Origin of the sequence: Paenibacillus silvestris, assembly GCF_009882985.1 — a bacterium.
Lineage (GTDB): Bacteria > Bacillota > Bacilli > Paenibacillales > NBRC-103111 > Paenibacillus_E > Paenibacillus_E silvestris.
The window spans coordinates 258,256-278,726 of the sequence record NZ_WTUZ01000020.1; the positions used below are offsets into that span (position 1 = coordinate 258,256).

General features: G+C 44.8%; 21 protein-coding genes and 4 tRNA genes. 5 read left to right on the plus strand and 20 right to left on the minus strand.

Features of this window, described 5'->3' with window-relative positions:
• Positions 1-105: 105 nt before the first annotated feature.
• The 3 genes from GQF01_RS16535 to GQF01_RS16545 form a co-directional block, all read right to left on the minus strand.
• Positions 106-1,716: an extracellular solute-binding protein gene (locus GQF01_RS16535; RefSeq protein ID WP_161407845.1), complete on the minus strand. Its 1,611-nt coding sequence runs from the start codon at positions 1,714-1,716 to the stop codon at positions 106-108.
• 477 nt (positions 1,717-2,193) lie between these two features.
• Positions 2,194-2,275, minus strand: a tRNA-Leu gene (locus GQF01_RS16540).
• A 19-nt stretch (positions 2,276-2,294) separates the two neighbouring features.
• Positions 2,295-2,366, minus strand: a tRNA-Glu gene (locus GQF01_RS16545).
• A gap of 67 nt (positions 2,367-2,433) precedes the next feature.
• Here GQF01_RS16545 and corA point away from each other — a divergent pair.
• Complete coding sequence (gene corA / locus GQF01_RS16550; protein ID WP_235959818.1) at positions 2,434-3,450, plus strand: magnesium/cobalt transporter CorA; 1,017 nt, start codon at positions 2,434-2,436, stop codon at positions 3,448-3,450.
• A gap of 356 nt (positions 3,451-3,806) precedes the next feature.
• Here corA and GQF01_RS16555 read toward each other — a convergent pair.
• From GQF01_RS16555 to GQF01_RS16565, 3 genes are all read right to left on the minus strand, one after another.
• Positions 3,807-3,895, minus strand: a tRNA-Ser gene (locus tag GQF01_RS16555).
• Between the two features lie 7 nt (positions 3,896-3,902).
• A tRNA-Asn gene (locus tag GQF01_RS16560) sits at positions 3,903-3,978 on the minus strand.
• Positions 3,979-3,997: 19 nt separating this feature from the next.
• The gene (locus GQF01_RS16565) at positions 3,998-4,471 is read right to left on the minus strand and encodes a SprT family protein (RefSeq protein WP_161407846.1); all 474 of its coding nucleotides are present in this window, start codon (positions 4,469-4,471) and stop codon (positions 3,998-4,000) included.
• Positions 4,472-4,622: 151 nt separating this feature from the next.
• Between GQF01_RS16565 and GQF01_RS16570 the strand changes: the two genes are divergently transcribed.
• From GQF01_RS16570 to GQF01_RS16580, 3 genes are all read left to right on the plus strand, one after another.
• Positions 4,623-4,976: a hydrolase/acyltransferase gene (locus GQF01_RS16570; protein ID WP_161407847.1), complete on the plus strand. Its 354-nt coding sequence runs from the start codon at positions 4,623-4,625 to the stop codon at positions 4,974-4,976.
• Between the two features lie 74 nt (positions 4,977-5,050).
• On the plus strand, positions 5,051-5,215 hold the full coding sequence (cmpA, locus tag GQF01_RS16575) for a cortex morphogenetic protein CmpA (protein ID WP_090818813.1): 165 nt from the start codon (positions 5,051-5,053) through the stop codon (positions 5,213-5,215).
• 228 nt (positions 5,216-5,443) lie between these two features.
• Positions 5,444-5,776, plus strand: coding sequence for a hypothetical protein (locus GQF01_RS16580; protein WP_161407848.1), 333 nt, complete (start codon positions 5,444-5,446; stop codon positions 5,774-5,776).
• A gap of 128 nt (positions 5,777-5,904) precedes the next feature.
• Here GQF01_RS16580 and GQF01_RS16585 read toward each other — a convergent pair whose 3' ends face one another.
• From GQF01_RS16585 to GQF01_RS16610, 6 genes are all read right to left on the minus strand, one after another.
• A complete protein-coding gene (locus GQF01_RS16585; RefSeq protein WP_235959825.1) occupies positions 5,905-8,238 on the minus strand; it encodes a Tex family protein in 2,334 nt (777 codons plus the stop codon).
• Between the two features lie 82 nt (positions 8,239-8,320).
• The gene (locus GQF01_RS16590; protein ID WP_028553893.1) at positions 8,321-8,671 is read right to left on the minus strand and encodes a type II toxin-antitoxin system PemK/MazF family toxin; all 351 of its coding nucleotides are present in this window, start codon (positions 8,669-8,671) and stop codon (positions 8,321-8,323) included.
• Between the two features lie 3 nt (positions 8,672-8,674).
• The gene (locus tag GQF01_RS16595; RefSeq protein ID WP_028553892.1) at positions 8,675-8,956 is read right to left on the minus strand and encodes a CopG family ribbon-helix-helix protein; all 282 of its coding nucleotides are present in this window, start codon (positions 8,954-8,956) and stop codon (positions 8,675-8,677) included.
• 216 nt (positions 8,957-9,172) lie between these two features.
• On the minus strand, positions 9,173-10,345 hold the full coding sequence (alr, locus tag GQF01_RS16600) for an alanine racemase (RefSeq protein ID WP_161407849.1): 1,173 nt from the start codon (positions 10,343-10,345) through the stop codon (positions 9,173-9,175).
• 447 nt (positions 10,346-10,792) lie between these two features.
• A complete protein-coding gene (locus GQF01_RS16605; protein ID WP_161407850.1) occupies positions 10,793-11,938 on the minus strand; it encodes an outer membrane lipoprotein-sorting protein in 1,146 nt (381 codons plus the stop codon).
• Positions 11,939-12,082: 144 nt separating this feature from the next.
• The gene (locus tag GQF01_RS16610; protein ID WP_161407851.1) at positions 12,083-12,409 is read right to left on the minus strand and encodes a hypothetical protein; all 327 of its coding nucleotides are present in this window, start codon (positions 12,407-12,409) and stop codon (positions 12,083-12,085) included.
• A gap of 198 nt (positions 12,410-12,607) precedes the next feature.
• On the opposite strand from GQF01_RS16610, the gene GQF01_RS16615 reads away from it, so the two are divergent.
• Positions 12,608-13,687, plus strand: coding sequence for an acyltransferase family protein (locus GQF01_RS16615; RefSeq protein WP_161407852.1), 1,080 nt, complete (start codon positions 12,608-12,610; stop codon positions 13,685-13,687).
• 50 nt (positions 13,688-13,737) lie between these two features.
• Here the strand turns inward: GQF01_RS16615 and GQF01_RS36650 are convergent, their stop codons facing one another.
• The 8 genes from GQF01_RS36650 to GQF01_RS16650 form a co-directional block, all read right to left on the minus strand.
• Entirely contained in the window at positions 13,738-13,863 is a 126-nt protein-coding gene (locus GQF01_RS36650) for a hypothetical protein (protein ID WP_268894366.1), read from the minus strand.
• 84 nt (positions 13,864-13,947) lie between these two features.
• On the minus strand, positions 13,948-15,354 hold the full coding sequence (locus tag GQF01_RS16620) for an undecaprenyl-phosphate glucose phosphotransferase (protein ID WP_161407853.1): 1,407 nt from the start codon (positions 15,352-15,354) through the stop codon (positions 13,948-13,950).
• Positions 15,355-15,360: 6 nt separating this feature from the next.
• Positions 15,361-16,227 carry a glycosyltransferase family 2 protein gene (locus GQF01_RS16625; protein ID WP_161407854.1) on the minus strand — a complete coding sequence of 289 codons (867 nt, stop codon included), beginning with the start codon at positions 16,225-16,227 and terminating at the stop codon, positions 15,361-15,363.
• A 95-nt stretch (positions 16,228-16,322) separates the two neighbouring features.
• Positions 16,323-17,273: a glycosyltransferase family 2 protein gene (locus GQF01_RS16630; protein ID WP_161407855.1), complete on the minus strand. Its 951-nt coding sequence runs from the start codon at positions 17,271-17,273 to the stop codon at positions 16,323-16,325.
• The gene (rfbD, locus tag GQF01_RS16635; RefSeq protein ID WP_161407856.1) at positions 17,260-18,117 is read right to left on the minus strand and encodes a dTDP-4-dehydrorhamnose reductase; all 858 of its coding nucleotides are present in this window, start codon (positions 18,115-18,117) and stop codon (positions 17,260-17,262) included. Before rfbD ends, GQF01_RS16630 begins: the two co-directional genes overlap by 14 nt.
• Positions 18,118-18,119: 2 nt before the next feature.
• A complete protein-coding gene (gene rfbB, locus GQF01_RS16640) occupies positions 18,120-19,136 on the minus strand; it encodes a dTDP-glucose 4,6-dehydratase (RefSeq protein WP_161407857.1) in 1,017 nt (338 codons plus the stop codon).
• Between the two features lie 18 nt (positions 19,137-19,154).
• Positions 19,155-19,700, minus strand: coding sequence for a dTDP-4-dehydrorhamnose 3,5-epimerase (gene rfbC / locus GQF01_RS16645; protein ID WP_161407858.1), 546 nt, complete (start codon positions 19,698-19,700; stop codon positions 19,155-19,157).
• 14 nt (positions 19,701-19,714) lie between these two features.
• The gene (locus tag GQF01_RS16650; protein WP_161407859.1) at positions 19,715-20,458 is read right to left on the minus strand and encodes a sugar phosphate nucleotidyltransferase; all 744 of its coding nucleotides are present in this window, start codon (positions 20,456-20,458) and stop codon (positions 19,715-19,717) included.
• Positions 20,459-20,471 lie beyond the last annotated feature (13 nt).

Sequence of the window (20,471 nt, forward strand, 5' to 3'; positions counted from 1 at the left end):
CTGTGCAAACAGGGCGTTCTCCCCCTTTGTTGAAATGATGTGGATCGAGCAACATGAGATCCAAGTCAGACCTACACTCGATCCACGCTTAGCTGGGTTCAATCATTATTTGTTATTAAACTTGTTATACCATTCTGTCGCTTCTTTAATAGCAGCATCGCCGCCTCGTTTCTTCCATTCAACCACGAAGTTGTCGAACGCGGAATCAAGCGGTTCACGTCCCGTAAGTACCTTAGCAAACATATCCAGGAATAGCGTGCCTTGGGCAGCGCCAATATTTAATTCCGGATGGCTTGCGAGTGACTCCAAGCGAGGCATGTATTTAGCTTCATTCGGGATAAGACTATCTTTGGACGTGGCATAACCCTTTGTGATTTTATCAGACTCGGGCAGAGCCTTAAGCACAAGTGGAGCTGCAAATCCAATTTCACGCGGGTTCAGAGAAACCTGATACATTTGGAAAGCATTCTTCTCAACATTGACCGGCTGATTAATATCGTACTTAATCTGTCCGTTTTCTTCCGAGAAGTTTTGCCCTTTTATGCCATACGCAAAAAATTGATCAGCGTCAGGACTGCTGTAAGCCCACTCCAGGTACTTAATGATGTTCTCTGGATTTTTGGTCTTGGCCGGAATCACCCATACGAAATAAATCTCATCCGATTGCAGCGCCATTCCCTTATCACCACGTGGGCCTTGTGGAGGTGCAATCATGCTAACAGAGGCCGTCGGTTGGTTAAGAAACGTTTTGGCTGCATTATCCTTGCCGTACCCAGCCAAGTATTGGTAAACAGCAGCGCCCCAAACACCAACTTCCCCTTTAGCAATGGAAGCATTCTGCTCATCTTCTTTTTTCACGAACAAATTGGGATTAATGTAGCCTTTATCATATAGCTGCTTATAGAAAGCGATCGCTTCCTTCATTCTTGGATCGATGATGTCAGGAACGAGTTGGCCATTCTTGAGACTCCACTTGTTCGTATGAACACCGAAGGCAGGTGTGAAAATATCCGTCCAAATAATATTGTTGAACATGCCTAAGCCATACTCATCATTGGGATCGCCGTTGCCGTTCATATCTTCTTTTTTAACCGCTTCGAAGAAGGCTAAGTACTCATCAAGCGTCTTAGGCGCATCCATTTTCAGCTTATCAAGCCAGTCCTGGCGGATGAAAATAGAACGATCCGCTGGTACCCCACGGGTAACTGGGATGCCATAAATTTTACCGTCCTTAGAAATACGAGGACTTTTCCAGAATTCTGCAGGTATTTTCTTTTTTAGTGTAGGCGCGTATTTATCAATGAGGGGACCGAGTTCGAGAAAAACACCTTGATCGACAGCACCGCTGTGAATGGTAGATACTACACTGTCTGTGCGGATCAAGTCGGCTAGATCACCAGATGCAAAGCGAAGGGATAACTGCTGGGCATAATCGCTATGTCCCAAGAAATCATACTTAACATTGAAACCTGATAAACGGTTCAGTTCTTTCTTGTAGATATCGTCTTCTTTGGCTTGTTTCGCATAGGCGAATTCGGAATGGGACAGAAGAATATGAATGGGCTCAGTGGCCGAAGTACTTGAAGTGGACGTTGCTTTAGGACCATTTGAAGAATTACCACAGCCGGCTAACATAACAACAGACATCAAAGCTCCAACCATCGTAATCGCGCTCCGTTTGCGAAAAATACCGGAGTTATTCGAAAGTGCTTTCAAATGAAGTAGCCCCTCTCTATAAACTTTATTATCATGGGCCCATGATAGTTTTCATTATATTGGCACTTACAAAAAATTCACATGTGTTTTTAGTCGGAATTATGTGTTTATTCAAAATACTTTATACATGAAAGGAGAGGGAGATGTTGTGGCGGGGGCACAATTTGGATAGGGCACCATAAATGCAAATCATGCAAAAAGTACAGCAAATTCGGCGGAAGCCAGCGATTTGGACTCATATCCTGCAAAAAGTACAGCTAAATTGCCGATTTCTGCATATGTCGGGTAAAAGGCAAGGAATAACCTACGGCAAAAGTGAGATTATTTGCTGTACTTTTTGCAGTAGCTCCCACGCCAGCGTTAAGCTTGTTTTGCGACGTTAACTTCTACCGGAGGCTCATTTCCCACATGTTAATACAAAAACAAAAAAATCTGAAATTCCTTAACTATCAAGGAATTTCAGATTTTTTCTTGGGATGCGGTCGGAGGGATTTGAACCCTCACGCCTTGTGAGCGCCACCCCCTCAAGATGGTGTGTCTGCCGTTCCACCACGACCGCATAAGAGGATAAAAATAACTGACCCGTAGGGGACTCGAACCCCTGTTACCTCCGTGAAAGGGAGGTGTCTTAACCACTTGACCAACGGGCCACGAAAGTCACTAAGCTTGTGCAGCCCATTTTGACGACAATTGTTATTATAAAGGATCATATCTCAATTGACAAGTGCAAAATCTGGATCGCTTCCGGACAAATATGGTATGCTGAAACCAATTCAACCTACCGAGGTGTTTGGTTTGTCATCCATGCTCATATATGAATCTACTCAAGCAACCGTCCACGAGGAAAAGGTTCGCATTCCAGCCCCGAATGAAGTCGTTTGGGTCCAAATGGAGAACCCCACACCGGAGGAAGTCAAGCATGTCCTTGGTGATCTATTCAAGTGCCACCCGCTCCTCGTCGAGGATGCCATCAAGCTAAACCAACGACCGAAGATGGATACGTATAAAAATCATATCTTCCTAACCTTTTTCGCGGTATCTGAGGAGTTGGAGCCCCAGGAAATTGCGATCGTGATCGGCTCTAATTTTGTTATTACCGTTTACAAAGATAAGCTTCCTTTCATCGATCAGCTCTTCCACATGTGCCAAGAAGTGCCTGAACGATTCAGTCATCCTGGCGCAATCCTGCATGCCATTCTGGATCGCTGTGTTGACGATTATACCGTCATCGTGGAACATCTGGACGATCGTCTGGACAGTATGGAACAGGCCGTGTATCAGAACCCTGCGATTCGCATTGCACAGGATATTTTCCAACTGAAAAGGATTATGCATCAGCTGCGCCGAGTCATTGTCGATGAACGAATTACTCTGGCGGCTATTGCTCACCACTCTTTCCCCTACACACGCGAAGAAGATGATGTCTACTTCCTGGATATTATGGACCATATCTCACGTGTCGTAGATTCTTTGGACATTTTTCGTGAATCGCTGACTGGGCTCCTTGAGCTTCAGATGAGCATGAAATCCGATCGCATGAACGAAATTATGAAAACACTGACGATTTTCAGTACGATTTTTCTGCCGCTTACCTTCATTGTTGGTGTCTACGGCATGAATTTCAAAATCATTCCCGAGCTAGGCTGGGACTATGGCTACTTGTACGTCTGGATTTTGATGATTGGCATCGGCTTCTTGATGTGGTACTTTTTTAAACGCAAACATTGGTTCTGACTATTAAGATCAACGGAGTCATACTTTGCCAATACGACTAGACATGCCTCCTCGACCCCTTAGCGGAACTGTGGGACGTTATTTGGGAGAATAGCAAGGGTTTGGGTGCCGGGAGGAACTGCAGGATCTTATTTCAGCAAAATGGTGCTATTTCACCCCATAAAGCCCGAAATAGCGTCCCACAGTTTCCTTCCACAAGCTATATGTCTAATTTCTGCTGATGTTCCTTTATCAGCTTGCGAAGCGAGGCACGAGACACGAGACATAAGACATGTAACCGGATAATCCCTACATGTTCGGCAAAAAAATAAGCCCAAACGGCGCAAACGCCATCTGAGCTTATTTCCAAAACCATACGGAGAGAGAGGGATTCGAACCCTCGCACCACTTACGCAGTCTAACCCCTTAGCAGAGGGTCCCCTTATAGCCACTTGGGTATCTCTCCAAAGATATGGCTCCCCGAACAGGACTCGAACCTGTGACAACTCGATTAACAGTCGAGTGCTCTACCAACTGAGCTATCAGGGAATGAATAACTTTTATTTTATTATGAAGACGTTGGTAAGTCAAGTGTATACGATTTCAATTTTCCCTTACACTTTCCGCAGGCATACTTGCGAACATCCACTTTTCTCTTTCGGAAATACTCCGTTTTGCAATTAACGCACTCCAGGCGGTATTTATACGCTCTTTTCTGACGTGCCTGAGGCAGCGATTGACAGAAGCGGGAACCTCCAACCTGCGCGAGCAGCGACTTAAAATCATGATCGCGGTGCTTATAACCTCTTTTTAATATATGTAAATGATAATGGCAAAGTTCATGTTTAATGATCTTCTCAATTTCATCACGGCCAAACGTCTCCCACTGCATCCAAGAGATTTCAATATCATGGGATTTGGTAAAATAGCGTCCTCCCGTCGACCGCAATCTTCGGTTAAAACGCGCTTGATGAACAAACGGCCTTCCGAACGACGCCAAAGAAATCTGCTCAATCCACTCCTGAAGTTCCTGATCCTCCATCCCCTACGCTCCTTAGAGTTTTCATTAGAAACTTAAATCGTAAGCAATGCTTAGACAAGTTCTCACTTGAATTTGTACCGTATGTACGGCTATACTGTCAAGTAGAAAAGAAAGATCGAAAGCTTTATACAGAGAGGATTTGAACAATCAAATGCCACAAATGCGATACGCCATTCTCAAGCTCGACCAGCAAGTAGAATTTGTTGCGATGCCATCTTCTTATTCCTATCAACTCACAGCACTGAATCAAAGATTGCACAAAGAATTAGATAAACTGACTGCAGATGATGTCCCTCAGCTTCCTAGAGTGATTGCAGAATGTGATGATTTGGAGCTAATCGGCACGACGTATACGCTTATCCAAGGACTAGAGTATATCAATCGTTTGGAACAATCCTTTGCCGGGATTCAGGAGAAAGCCTATCCGCTGGTTTCGCTGCTAACTGAAATCCGCGCCCTTCAAGCACAGCTCGAACAGTGGTACGAAGAGGAATTTGAAGCTTAATGTCATAAGGACCTGCACCCTACTCCCCTTTCCTTCATATGCTATAAGTACATGGCGAAGAAGGGGATGGGCATATGCCGCAATGGCTCTGTAATCAATTAATGCGGGCCTTCCAGAACAAAAACCGCAGACAAATCCGATTGCTGAATGATAGCTGGTACTTTTACCGCACCCGCCGCTCACAAGAGGAGTGGCCTGACACCCAATCGACGGACGGACCGGGCAAACGTAAATTCTGATAAAAGGGCTAGTACTTGTTTGAGACAGGTGCTGGCTTTTTTGCCATAACCGGTACATAGAAGCAGCAAGCATAAATGAAAAATATGTTGCATATTTGAAATGAGCCCACTATACTGTAAATAAATGTAATAGTCCGTCCGAGTGAAGCACACTCGATTCAGCAGAATAATCTGCGGGTCGGTGTGTTTTTTTGTTATCTAAACATGTATAAAGGGAGCTGAAGATCTATGGTTTTGCGTCGCAGAACGAAAAAAATTCAAGCAAACAACGTGTATTTGCTGCATGAAAGGAAATCATCTTATTCCGTACCTAACAACCCAACCTCTTATACACCATTTCTGTGGGAGTTAAGGAAGCAGGTTATTCTAGGCGTTGCGAGTCGCTGTAATGGCCTGATTCGCATCCAGGACATCGCTGCCGAATGTAATGTCCCTTATCGCGTAGCGGCCGAATGGCTGACCCGTTTAGTGCATGAAGACATGCTCATTGCGGTCGTTGGCCAACAAAACTCCGTTGTATATTCCATGAAGGAGGTGGGACAGCCTCCCAATGAGGATTAATTTCAATTTCTGATTGGAGAGGATGATGTGGACATTAACAAAGACATTAGAATGATGAGAGGATGATAGAGAAAAAATCAAAAAAAAAGCAGCCGGCAGCTCATCGCCGCCAACTGCTATCTAATTGCTTATTGCTGCGGCTTTTTCATGGTCAAGCCAACGCGACCTTTTTTCTGATCCACGTTCAGCACCCATACCTGAACGATGTCTCCAACGGAAACAACATCCATTGGATGTTTCACGAAGCCATTCTTGAGCTGGGAGATGTGCACCAGCCCATCGTTCTTAATGCCGATATCGACGAAAGCGCCGAAGTCGATAACATTGCGCACCGTGCCGGTCAATTCCATGCCCGGCACAAGGTCCTCCAGCTGAAGCACGTCCGTGCGGAAGATCGGCGCGGGGACTTCTTCCCGCGGATCCCGCCCAGGACGCTGCAGGCTGTCTAAGATGTCCCGCAGCGTCGGGACACCAACGCCCAGCTTCGGAGCCATCTCCTCCGGCTCCAGCGTTTGCAGCAGCGATAGAAGCTGCTGCGAGCCCAGTTGCGCCAGTTCTATGCGCAGCTCCTTGAACAGCCGATCCACCACGTCGTAAGACTCCGGATGGATCGGGGTGTTGTCCAGCGGGTTCCCGCCGCCGGGAATCCGCATGAACCCGACACACTGCTCGAAGGTTTTCGCGCCAAGGCGCGGAACCTTCGACAGCTCCTGTCGGGAATTGAACTTGCCGTGCTCCTCGCGATACTTGACGATGTTTTTGGCCAGCGTCGCGTTCACACCCGACACGTACGAGAGCAAAGACGGGGACGCCGTGTTCAGGTCCACGCCGACATGGTTCACGGCCGACTCTACGACGGCCTTCAAGTTCTCATCCAGACGCTTCTGCGAAACGTCATGCTGATACTGCCCGACGCCGATGGCCTTCGGCTCGATCTTAACAAGCTCCGCGAGCGGGTCTTGCAGCCTCCGCGCAATCGAGATCGCGCTGCGCTCGGCGACGTCGAGCTCAGGGAACTCCGTCTGCGCCAGCTTCGACGCGGAGTACACGCTCGCCCCCGCTTCGCTGACGATCAAGTACTTGAGCTTCTGCTCCTTGATCTCCGCAATCAGCTCCGCCACAAACTGCTCCGTTTCACGGGAAGCCGTTCCATTCCCAATGACGATCAGCTCGACGCCGTGCTTGCTGATCAATTGCTTGAACTTCGCCTTCGCTTCCGCCACCTTATTATTAGGAGGTGTTGGGTACGTCACGGCGATTTCAAGCATTTTCCCGGTGTCGTCGATGACAGCCAGCTTACAGCCTGTCCGGTAAGCGGGATCGACACCGAGCACTACGTGCCCTTTGACGGGTGCTTGGAGCAGCAGATTACGCAGATTTTCTGCGAAAATCTTAATCGCTTGCTCCTCGCCCATCTCTGTCATTTCCCCGCGCACTTCGCGCTCGATGGACGGTGCGATTAGACGCTTGTAAGCATCTTCGACAATCGCACGAAGCACATCTTGTACTATCGATTGTCCTTTAATAGTCTGCCTAGCTATATAATCATGAATTTTATCTACCGCAACGACCAAGTTAACCTTGAGAATTTCCTCGCGCTCTCCGCGATTGATAGCAAGGATACGGTGAGGTGGGAGACGTTTCACTGGCTCCTGATAAGCATAGTACATCTCATAGACGGACTCAGCCTTTGCATCTTTTGCTTCTGTATGTAAAATCCCTTGATCCTGTGTGTATCTACGCACCCAGGCTCTAATCTTAGCATCGTCTGCCATGTTCTCCGCTAAGATGTCCATCGCGCCTTGGATGGCGTCTGCAGCGCTTGCTACCTGCTTGTCCGCGTTTATGTATCGCTCCGCTTCTTGCTCCAGCGAGCCTTGTCTAGGCTGCTTCCAGATCCAATCGGCTAGCGGCTCTAGGCCACGCTCTTTGGCTACACTTGCTCTCGTTTTCCGTTTTTGACGATACGGTCTATAGAGATCTTCGATTTCTTGCAGCTTTGCAGCGCCTTCAATCGATTTGCGCAGATCACTCGTCAGCTTCCCCTGCTCATCGATCAAACGCACGACCTCCAGCTTGCGATCCTCAAGGTTGCGTAAATACTGCAAACGCTCCTCGATGTCTCGCAGCTGGTTTTCATCCAGCTCACCCGTCATTTCTTTCCGGTACCGCGCGATAAAAGGAATGGTATTCCCCTCATCCAGAAGTCCCATCGTCGTTTTCACTTTACCTGTGGGCAATTGCAGCTCAGCAGAAATCTGCTTTAAGATTCGCTCTTGGATCTCCGCTTTCTTTTCTTCCGAGAGGACGACTTTCTCCTTAGGCTCTTCCTCGTATTTGTTCTTAGCTCCCTTGCTTCCTGGCTGCTCTTCTGCTGTGCTTTCCACACCGGTGTTACCGGATGTTTCGCTTGCTGCGTGGAACCATTTGTTCATCATCGTTTCCAATATCATCACAGTCATTCCCCACTTCTACCTGGATTCAAGTATGTATGCAAACCAAAAAACGAGGGAACCACTTACCCCCGTCCGTTCCAGATCCTATTCAAAATTCTATCAGTCCCACACTAATTTGCAAAGCGTCGTCAACCTTTCGCATCGTCTCTTCATCCAAATGCGTAATTTTGTCCGTAAGCCGTTGCTTGTCAATCGTTCTGATTTGTTCGAGCAGAATGACCGAGTCTCGATCGAATCCATGCGTCTCCGCGTCGATTTCCACATGCGTGGGTAGCTTTGCCTTCTGGATTTGAGCTGTAATCGCTGCAACAATCACGGTTGGGCTAAAGCGGTTGCCGATATCATTTTGGATCACTAGAACAGGACGAACTCCTCCCTGCTCCGACCCTACTACCGGCGAAAGATCTGCGAAAAAAACATCGCCACGTTTCACAATCACTTCTTACACCCCGCTTACTAAGCGATCAAGCGTTCCGTCCGCTTCTTCCTCCGCTTGAAAAGCTTCAGATGCCATGCTGAGATTAATTTTCGCCATCTCCATATACCCACGCTGCATGGATTCGCGTAGACTGCGCTTTTTGCGTTCAATTAAATACAGCTTCATTGCCTGGCGAATAAATTCGCTGCGATTGGAGTTCTCCTTCTCGACAATACCGTCCACTTCTTGCAACAGATTGTCAGGCAAGCTAATCATGATCCTTTTCGTATTATGCGCATTGCTCACACTCTCGCACCCCCAGAAACGATACAAAGACAATATTACCAGTATGTCAACTTGAAAACCAAATTATACAATAGATATATGCACCCAGTATATCAAATATGTTACACCTATGGATATAAGATTCTTCACTACGTATTCGATAGCCTACTCTAAAATCCCTCTAAAGGAAGGAACATTTTTAAATGGTAAATTCATGAATTAGATGAGACCCAAGATCTAGTAACGATGACGCATCAGCGGATTAATGGCATCCACTCGCTCGCCGCCGCGCACATACACACGTGCGACCCGATGTGAAATCATGCAAATCACTTCGTAATTAACTGTATCTAGCTGATCAGCGATATCTTCAGCTGTAATTCGTTGTCCATCCTGCTCCCCGATCAGCACAACCTCATCGAGAGACTGGACATCCTTAACGTCGGACACGTTGATCATACATTGGTCCATACATATTCGACCGACTACCGGCACCCTTTTACCCCGAACCAGAACCTCAGCTTTACCCGAAAGCATTCGTGAATACCCATCCGCATACCCAATTGGCAGCGTGCCGATCTGCTCTTCGCCTTTTGTATGATAGATCGTTCCATAGCTGACTCCGGAGTCTGGCGGCAATGTTTTGAGATGGACAATACCCGTTTTGAGACTAAGCACAGGCTTCAACGCAATTTTCGTTTGATCCACATCCCTGGAAGGATATAGCCCATACATTGAAATACCGAGCCGAACCATCGAATACGTGAGACCAGGCAAATCAATAGCCGCTGCGCTGTTGCCCGCATGTATATATGGAAACTTTACACCTTTATCGGTAAAATAGCTCACAATCCGCTCAAAACGGCGATACTGCTCCAGCGTATAGCTTTTATCCACTTCATCCGCATTCGCGTAATGCGTGAATAACCCTTCAACCTCCACATTCGGCAGCGTCAACGCTTGCTCGATGAATGGAATTGCATCCGCTTCCGTATGCAAGCCAAGCCGACCCATGCCGGTATCCAGCTTAATGTGGATTTTCAGCTTCTTCTTCTGCTGCTGTGCCTGCAATTCCTTGAGGACATCATAACTATAGACCGCTATGGTAACATCAAGCTCTCGTGCCCGCTCGACTCCCTCTGGCGGCGTATAGCCGAGCACCAGAATAGGTGCAGTAATCCCTGCATTCCTTAGCTCCAGCGCTTCATCAAAAAACGCCACACCCAAGTAATCCACACCTGCGGCTAAAACCTCTTTGGATACTTCTACAGCCCCGTGTCCGTACGCATCCGCTTTAACGACTGCCATCTGCTTCATTCCTGCCGGCAGTATCTTCTGAAAACCTTCAATGTTGCTTCGCAGAGCATCTAACGAAATTTCAACCCACGTGGGACGATAAAAAGCATCCACCAGCGTTCACCTCTTTTTCCAAATGCAAAGGACAAGGGAAGGCCCGCTCCATGCGAGCAGCAGGACTCCCCCTCCAGTAATTCCGAACCCGTTAGGACCGATAAACCTATGTTAAACCGAGTCACGAAACACTGTCAACCGTCCTTTGGGCTTAAATAAGGCAAAATCGCGTCATATCCGAACGACGCTTTTCATGAGTATGTTTGTTCGCATGTCCATCTCCAACTGGAAATCGGCTGAAGGCTACTGCCCCTGTACATTTGCCGTACATCTTGCTCTTATGCGAAATATATGATTTTTCCTTGCGTTCATCTCACTATTGGCACACTTTTCCACATTAAATTTCTCTGATAATCGGTGCAAAAGCTGTATTCTGGATGTCAAGCTTAAGCTTTTCTGCATAAAAAATGACAAAAAGACCTGCTCCTAAGAGCAGATCTTTATTGATTACTTGCCGGATTGGCCTTCCGTTGCCATCGCCACTTTAATCATTTCATTCGTCGGCAAATCGCCTGTCGTTAATCTGAACTCTACGCCGTCATTCGTCCAAGTAAGAGTCTTCTTATCTTCCCCTGTGAGAACGCCAATCGTGAAGCCCAGATCCACAATATCACCTGGCTGCAAAGACACCGACTTCGCCTGAGGTCTAACCTCAACCATACTGAAGTTGTACTTCCCTTTGTATCTCAAAAGAACAGCCGCGTCTTCACCGAGCTTCATATCCGTAATATCCTGCTTCACGACATCCTTAGGCAGATAACTCGGCTCAATAATACCGATACTTTGCGGTTTGCTTGCAGCGGCATTTGGCTTCGTTGCATCCGTTTTTGTACCTGTGGAAGTTTGATCGGATTGCCCGCCTGTTGCGGACAAGTTTTTGTCCGTTACACTGGCCGCTGGATGATCAGCATCCGTGACCTTAACATCGGACATCGTCGGCAATGTCTGCATGTTCCAGCTCGTCATGTTGCGCTCCATTTGGAAGAAATCCTTATCAAACTTCGCATCGAACTCGAACTTCGTGAAATTCACCTGCACCATCACATTTTGGTTCGTATCCGAGACTTGAACCTGCGTTGGTGCCAGTGTCTTTTTATTCAGCCAAATTTTCTGGCGAGACAGCTGCTCATTCTGATAATTCGCCGCCACGTCGAACACGTACGTATCATTGTCCGTTGTAAACTGGCGATCCTTGTCCGCGATAATGCTTCTAGCTAGAGATTGGAACAAGTATACTTGTCCTTGATTCTCCGGCCAATCGCTTTGGAAACGGAAGCTTTTCTTCAGATGCGGCGTTAAAACAAACACGCCCTCTTCATTACGCAGCACAATTTGCGTTACATCCTTCGATGCATTGGTCAGCGAAATCCGGTAGAAATGCTCCGGCGAGAACGCCACCTCCACCTGATATTCCTGCGGCTGTGACCCCGTGTGCAAAATCATGCTGCCTGAAGCCTGATAGCTATCCGCTTTGCTGATCACATGATCCAAATCCTTTACGATAGATCCTGCATCTTTCTTGCCTATCCCGCATCCTGCGAGAACCAATGCTAAGCACATCACCACTGCTACCATCCATGTGACCCGGCGCATTCGATCATCCCCTCACTCATGATTAACATCAACATAGTACATGCATATGAGGGGACTTGGACGATTATGCAGCCAAGCTACCAGCTTGGACGGATTTAGGCAAAAAAAATAAGACTAGCTCCAGATTCGTCTAATCTTACTCATTTATCTCACTAATTTAAGTGTACGAATACTGGCTGCATGCTCCATCATCGTTACAGCAATTCCTGCAATTTGCTCACCTTGCTGCACTTGAACTTGTTTGATTTCCTGTAGAGTGTCGTCTACTTTTGAGATTCTGTTATCCAGATTACCCATACGATCTTCCATGCTGCCCATGCTGTTTTCCATACTACCCATGCGGTCTTCTAGATTACCCATGCGTCTGTCCATATTGTCAACTCTGTCTTTAATGGCTTTAACATCCGCGCCAATTTCATTAATTCTACCGAGCATGGCACTTAAAAACTCACGATCCGTCATTTCAGCCATCTAGAACTCCTCCAAACAATAAAACTTAAGTGCTTTAATTATAACCTAGGTGAAGAGCAAAAAGAATCCCTCAAAAAAATGAATTCACCTGTTTAATCAATTAAATTCAGCTCATCTTCAGGTTCTAGACATATTTATTTCACAGTCATCTGGCAAAATGTTCTATTGAAGAACTTTCCATGACCCGGAGGAATTGCATTGAATAACAACCAAAAAATCGCTCTCCAAGCCTCAAGAGGAACGGCAGCCTTCTTTGTCCTACTTTTCCACATTTCTGCCATGTCCTTTAAGTATTATAAATACGACTTCCTGGGCGTCAGTGCCATCGGGAGATCAGGCGGAGTAGATTTCTTTTTCTTATTAACTGGCTTCCTGCTCTTTCATACATATGGCCACAAAATCGGAACCCAAATGACCGTTCTCCCCTATCTAACTAATCGTCTTATACGTATCTATCCCTTTTACTGGCTAATTACTCTCGTAGTGCTGCCCGTATATTTCTTTGTCCCGAGCTTTGGATACGGTTTTGAGACTCATAAGGATACCATTATTAAATCGTTCCTGCTGCTCCCACAAACGCAAGGTCCTGTTCTGCCGGTGGCTTGGTCGTTAAGCTATTTTGTGCTATTTTACTTGGCTTTCAGCCTTCTCCTTGCTCTTGGGAGAAAGCCAGCACTTATTTTCGCTTCCATATGGATTGCCTTAACTTTATGCCATTTTCTGCGCATACCGCTGATAAGTGCCGATATCGACCGTCATTTCTATTTAAACTTTCTCTTCAGTGATGTGAATTTAGAGTTTATGACAGGCTGTTTATTGGCCAAATGGGCGGAGCAACATAAAAGTAAACATTACAAATGGTTGATTTCTATCGGAGTGTTTGGATTTTTACTTATATGGATCAATGACAAATTTCAATTTGCTCCTTATCACAATTACCTGCTGTACGTCATTCCAGCCATATTTGTTCTGCTAGGTGCTTCTTCTATACCTGAGCGGCTTCAGTTGCCACGGTGGGTTCTTGCTCTCAGCAAACTAGGGGATGCGTCTTACACGATTTTACTAACCCATCTGATATTTATCTCCATATTAATGAAATTAAGTGTGGCTACTCATCTCGTCGATTATTTGGGCCCTCTGCTCACAAATGTAATAATTGTTATGTGTGTAGTGCCGCTATGTCACATGTCGTACAGGTTAGCTGAGAAACCGCTTGTGGCTGGACTTCGCGACGTCATAAAGGTAAGTCCTTCCCGCTCCTCAAAACCTGCCTCCTAAACAAAAAAACTGCCTAAGGCTATAGCCCAAGCAGTCTTTTATATTTATTTTCACCACATATACACAATACCGGTAATAATACCTGCCCAGATCAGGGAACCGAACACCACACCAACAATCAAACCTTTGCCAATTGAAAAGCGTTCATCTTGGTAAGCGTCATCATGATCGATCATAAAAAAACCTCCCCGCACTATCAAGTATATGCCTAGTATGGGGAAGATGCTGACGAATCATGCGGTTGATGAGAAAAAATTTATTTAATACGCATTTTTATTAATAAAACCATTAATAATCGTTCGCCAAATAATTTTGATATCGAATAAAAAAGTCCAATTTTCAATGTAAAAAATATCGTGTTTGATCCGTTCTTCAATCGAGGTGTCTCCACGCAAGCCGTTGCTTTGCGCCCACCCCGTAATACCAGGGCGAATGTGATGCTTCACCATATACTTCGGAACCTCTTCCTTAAATTGTTCCACGAAGTAAGGACGTTCCGGCCTTGGACCCACTACACTCATATGCCCAAAAAGCACATTAAAAAACTGAGGCAGCTCATCCAAACTCGTTTTGCGGAGGAACGTTCCGACCTTGGTTCGCCGCGGGTCATTTTCAACCGTCCATTCCGTATTAGAAGCACTCTCTGACAAAACATTCATACTGCGAAACTTATACATCATAAATGTCCTACGGTTTAAACCAACTCGCTCTTGTTTGAAAATAATCGGCCCTTGAGAAGTTAACTTAATCGCAATAACAGATGCAACCATGACTGGCGCTGTAAGAATGATTGCGGTAAGAGAGAATATGATATCAAAAGCCCGCTTGAAAAGCCGATTCCGGAACTCATCCAGAGGAATATCACGCACATTAATGAGCGGCATCTCCGCAAAATTATCGAAATAAGGACGCGACGGTAAGAAGTCATAAAAGTCCGGAATGATCAGTGTTTTGACGCCGACCTTCTCACAAACATTGATAATGCTGCCAAACTTGTGGTGAGCATCTAACGGGAGAGCGATAATCACCTCGTCCACGATGCTTGAATTTAATATCGATTCAAGGTCATTAATTTTCCCTATGATCGGCTTATAATTCTGATAAGGAATTTCATGCTTTTCTTGATAATCATCAAGGAATCCCACAACCTCATACCCTAACTCTGGATGCTGTCTGAGCTTCGTATAAAACTGTCTACCGAGCGATCCCGCTCCAAGAATAAGAATGAATTGCTTATTATAGCCCTTCTGTCTTACTCGCTTCAGCGAAATTTTGATCATATAGCGATAAAAGCTAATGGCTAAGATATTGTTCACTAAGAAAAGCAACAAATAAGAACGCGAGACGTCTACTTCTTTTAAAATGAACAAAAGGCTTAATAGCAATAACAAACTGAAAATGTGTACTTGAATAATTTTAAATACCTCAAATGAAAACTGCTTCTTTCTTTTCGGCGTATAAAAATTAGTCATATAACTTATGAAGATCGCGATTAGCGCGTAACTGACACTCCACATCAAATAATGTTTAATCGGCAGCGGAGAATCGAAAGGAATCCAGCCACTTTTAAATTTCAGCCACCAGGAAAGTAAGAACACGAGCTGAATACAAAGAAAGTCGGCCAGTGCGTAAAGTTGGGTCAAAAAACCTTGACTCTGTCGAATCAATGTAAATCACCTCGTTGGTTTTAGTTTATTTCTTGCTAAAGATAGCCCGAACTTCAAGCCTACACCTATGTAAACCGCCATATTTGTCAGCCAGGAGTACTTCTGGCGATAGTGTTTATTATGAAATAAAATCATCGCACGATGAAACTCATAAATAATTTTGTAAGGCTTCCTTCGACTGCTCGCGCCCTTGTAATGGATAATTTGAGTCTTCGGGTAATAATAATTTACCCAACCTGCCTCTTTAATTCTATAACACCAATCTATATCCTCACCATACATAAAAAATTCCTCATCGAGCATCCCAACTTGTTCAATAGCCTCTCGGCGAATTAACATGAAGGCACCTACTAGGGAATCGATACCGTATTCCTCGTCGGGATTCAAGTATCCTAATTGGTATTGATTGAAGCGTGGGATTTTGGGAAAAAGCTTCGAAAACCCGAAGGCATAATAAAAGGACGCTGACGGCGTCGGGAAGCCACGCTTACATGCTTTGTCCAGCGAACCGTCTGGTAGTACGATTTTGCAGCCACTGGCGCCTACAATGGGGTTCTCGTCCATGAAACTTAGCATCGTTTCCAGCGTGTCTTGTTGGACGATGGTATCCGAGTTCAGGAGCAGCACGTATCTCCCTTTCGCGATACGAATACCTTGGTTGTTAGCCCTTGAGAAGCCTACGTTGTCCTTATTTGCGATGCAGATGACTTGCGGGAACTGCTCGTTAACGGACTTAATGATACCGTCTTTCGAGGCATTGTCGATTAAAATAATCTCGTATTTGTATGCTGTAACTGACGAAAATACTGATTTTATACAGGCTAGGGTTAGGTCATGTGTTTTGTAGTTAACGATGATTATTGATAAATCCAAGGGGAAACCTCACTTGTTGTAATTTCGATATATCCCTATTATAACATGCGTATATTAAAATAAGCCTAAAAAAATAAGACTAGCTTGTGCTAATCTTATTTTTCAAACCATTTATTCAGTTGGCTTGGTAATACTCTTTGTTTGCTGAGAATCGTATGTCTTTTCTTGCGGAGATCCGAAAACTTACGGAAGAAGTCAGCCCACGCAGCTAGCAACTTGGGTTCCCTTACAAGAGCATAAGCAAAACTAAGACATTCGTATATGAATAGAGGAGCAATGTGTTTACTCATATTGGAGACGGTATCGTTCTTCACCATCATTTTATAACGATTAATGTAGGACAATCTCCTGACAAAAAGCGGCTTACTGCTCCTACCGCCTTCTTTCCAACCTCGTTCATGGAATGCCACTGCAGAGGGCTCATACAGAGCCTTCCAACCAAGCAGCTGTGCTCTCCACGCAACATCTACATCTTCTTTATAAGCAAAAAAGTCTTCATCGAAAAATTCGCCATCTAAACTTATATCGTTGATCATCTTGCGAGAGTACATGGCCGCGGCACCTGAGACGCCGAATACCTCTTCAGCTTGCTCATATTGATCGCTTAGTTGATGTGCGCCCCGGTCAAATGCTCTTCGAGCCTTGTTGATGATAAGCCCTGTGCTGTCAATGCGCTTTGGATCGGCTTTGAAAAGCAGTTTCCCTGTGGTGCTGCCTGCACGAGGTGTGTTCTCTAATGCTTCTATTGTTTTAAGCACATAGTCTTTATCAAGAACTACGTCTGGGTTCAAAATCAGGCAATAGTCTGTGTCAGTCATTTTTATTGCTTGGTTGTGTCCGCCGGCGAAGCCGTTGTTCTTAGCGTTTTTTACAAGTTGAATCTTAGAGGTCCACTTTTGCAGCTTCTCAAGCGTGTTGTCTTTTGATGCATTATCTATAATAATGATTTGACTTATAGGATAAGATTGCATGATAACTGCATCTAGGCAGTCATCTATGTGTTCCGAGCTATTGTAGGTCACTATATGGATACTAACGGTGTACATTACTCACTCCAAGTTCCTCTAAGAAAGCTTGAAGTCCCTCACGCCATGGTCTCAAATCTTCAAATCCATTGGCCCGAATGGCCATATGCTCCATCGCCGAGAATCGCGGTCTCGGTGCAGGTCGAGGGAACTCTTCTGTAGAGCATGGAATTACATTTATCTGCTTCCCGCTTTCCTCGAAAATAGCGCTAGCAAAATCAAACCACGAACAAACTCCAGTGTTTGAAGCATGATATATACCATAACGCTCAGTTTGAACGAGCTGTTCCAAAAAGTTCGCAAGGTCAACCGTATAGGTTGGTGATCCAAACTGATCATTTACCACCTTTAAACTGTCGCGATCCTGAGCTAGCTTAAGCATGGTTTTCACAAAGTTTGCCCCATACACACCATATACCCATGATGTCCTTACGATAAAGTATTTTGTAGAAAGAGTTTGGACTAGTTGTTCGCCTGCCCTCTTCGACTTTCCATAAATACTTTGGGGACTCGTATTATCATATTCTCGATATGGTTTTGTACCAGTCCCATCAAAAACGTAGTCAGTGCTGATATAACAGAACTTAGCCCCGAATTTTTCAGCAGCAATAGCAAGATTCCTTGTCCCAAATGCATTGATTTTATATGCCAAGTCTTCTTCCGTTTCAGCTAGATCAACTGCTGTATATGCAGCACTATGAATAACAACATCCGGCTTGAGGGATTCCAGAATCTCAAGACATTGATGCTCATTTGTAATATCAAGCTGCTCTCTTCCTAAACCATGAACCTCATGATTAGTGCCTAAAATTTTTACGACATCTTGCCCTAATTGGCCATTAGCCCCTGACACTAAAATCTTCATCTCTAAACTCCTAGGCGTTCGCCGTACTGCTGAGCGAAATATTGTTGATACTCACCTGACTGAATTCGTTTCCACCAGTCCTGATTATCTAGGTACCAACGAATCGTTTCATGAATACCTGTCTCAAAATTATGCTTTGGCTCCCAACCTAGCTCTTTCGTTATCTTCGTTGCATCAATACCATATCGACGATCATGTCCAGGACGATCTTTAACATACTGAATTAATGACTCAGGTTTCCCTAATTCACGAAGAATCGTTTGTACGATTTGAATATTTGTTCGTTCGTTATTCCCACCGATGTTGTAAACTTCACCGTCAATACCTTTATGCAAAACGAGATCGATCGCACTGCAGTGGTCCTCTACATATAACCAATCGCGGATGTTAAGGCCATCTCCGTAAACAGGAAGAGACTTATCATTCAAGGCGTTAGCAATCATTAATGGGATTAACTTTTCTGGGAATTGGTAGGGTCCATAGTTATTAGAACAACGAGTAATGTTTACTGGAAGGCCAAATGTCTCATGATATGAACGCACTAGAAGATCCGAACCTGCTTTACTTGCGGAGTATGGACTATTAGGAGACAATGCCGTTTCTTCTGTGAAAAGACCTGTTTCTCCAAGAGTGCCGTAAACTTCATCCGTGGAAACATGGACGAATTTTTTAACGTCATATTTCCGAGCAGCTTCAAGTAATACTTGCGTACCGAGAACGTTTGTTTTCACGAAAACATCAGGTTCTAGAATGCTTCGATCCACATGTGATTCCGCGGCGCAATGAACAACAGTATCTACCCCTTTTTCGAATAGGCTATTCACAAGCGTCGAATCTGTGATGTCGCCTTTTACGAAGGTATAATTGCTGTTCTCTTGGATGGATCTGAGATTCTCCAGATTTCCTGCATAAGTTAATGCATCTAGATTAATAATTTGATAGCTAGGATAACGTTCTAACATATAATGAACGAAGTTGCTGCCGATGAACCCAGCTCCGCCGGTTACGAGTATTTTCATCCGTGTAAGACCCCCATCTTAAAAATTAATTTCCGCATCTCTAAGCAGCGGATGCTTTTGATCTTTATCAGAAAGGATTGGTTTAGAAGTAGGCCAGTCTATACCTATCGCTGGATCGCTCCAAAGTATGCCCTTATCATGTTCAGGAGAATAATACTCGTCCACTTTATAGAGCACTTGTGTATTGGGGACAATCGTACAAAAGCCGTGAGCAAATCCTTGTGGAACAAGCAGTTGGCGCTTGTTTGCTTCGCTTAAAATAACTCCAACCCACTGCCCAAATGTAGGTGAGTCTTTACGAATGTCTACAGCCACATCATAAATAGCTCCAGATGCTACTCGGACGAGCTTTGTTTGAGCTTTAGGATTAAGTTGATAGTGAAGCCCCCGTAAGACGCCGGTTTCCACCGATAATGAGTGATTATCCTGTATAAATTCATGTTTAATTCCAAGTTCATTAAACTTCGCACGACTGTAACTCTCCATAAAAAAACCCCGATTATCCCCATGGACATCGGGTTCTACAATAATTAATCCTTCTAACTTCGTGGAAATAATAATCACGTCGTGGCCACCTCTTATAATTTAAGTTTTCCAAACTCTTCGCCGAAAAACATATTTTTAGCCAACTCATTCGCTTTAGCTAGAGAAGCATGTGTACCGGCATCCGTCCACCAGCCTTGAAGGATATCATATGTTAGCTCGTTTTTTTCAATGTACGCGTTATTAACATCAGTTATTTCAAGTTCACCACGACCTGACGGCTTAAGGGTCTTAACAATATCGAAGACGGAGCTATCATACATGTAGATTCCTGTTACTGCAAAATTACTTTTTGGATGTTTTGGCTTTTCCTCAATCGAGATGATATTCTCTCCCTGCAATTCTGGCACACCATATCTTTGAGGATCTTGTACCTCTTGAATGAGAATCTTAGCGCCTTTGCGTTGAACCCTAAAGTTATTAACAAATGGAACTATACTCTCTTCAAATACATTATCTCCAAGGATCACGACCATTTGATCATCCACTACAAAGTGTTCAGCGAGATCTAACGCTTGAGCAATACCACCAGCTTCATCCTGAACTTTATAAGTAAAGGTTACCCCCATTTCTCGACCACTTCCTAGAAGGTTAACCACATCACCCATGTGATCTTTACCTGTAACGATTAGTATGTCGTTGATGTCGGCTTCCTTAAGCTTAGCAACTGAGTGAAAGATCATTGGGTACTTACCGACAGGGAGCAAATGTTTGTTTGTTACTTTTGTTAGAGGAAAGAGACGCGACCCAGTTCCTCCTGCGAGAATAATGCCTTTCATAATATATCTCCTA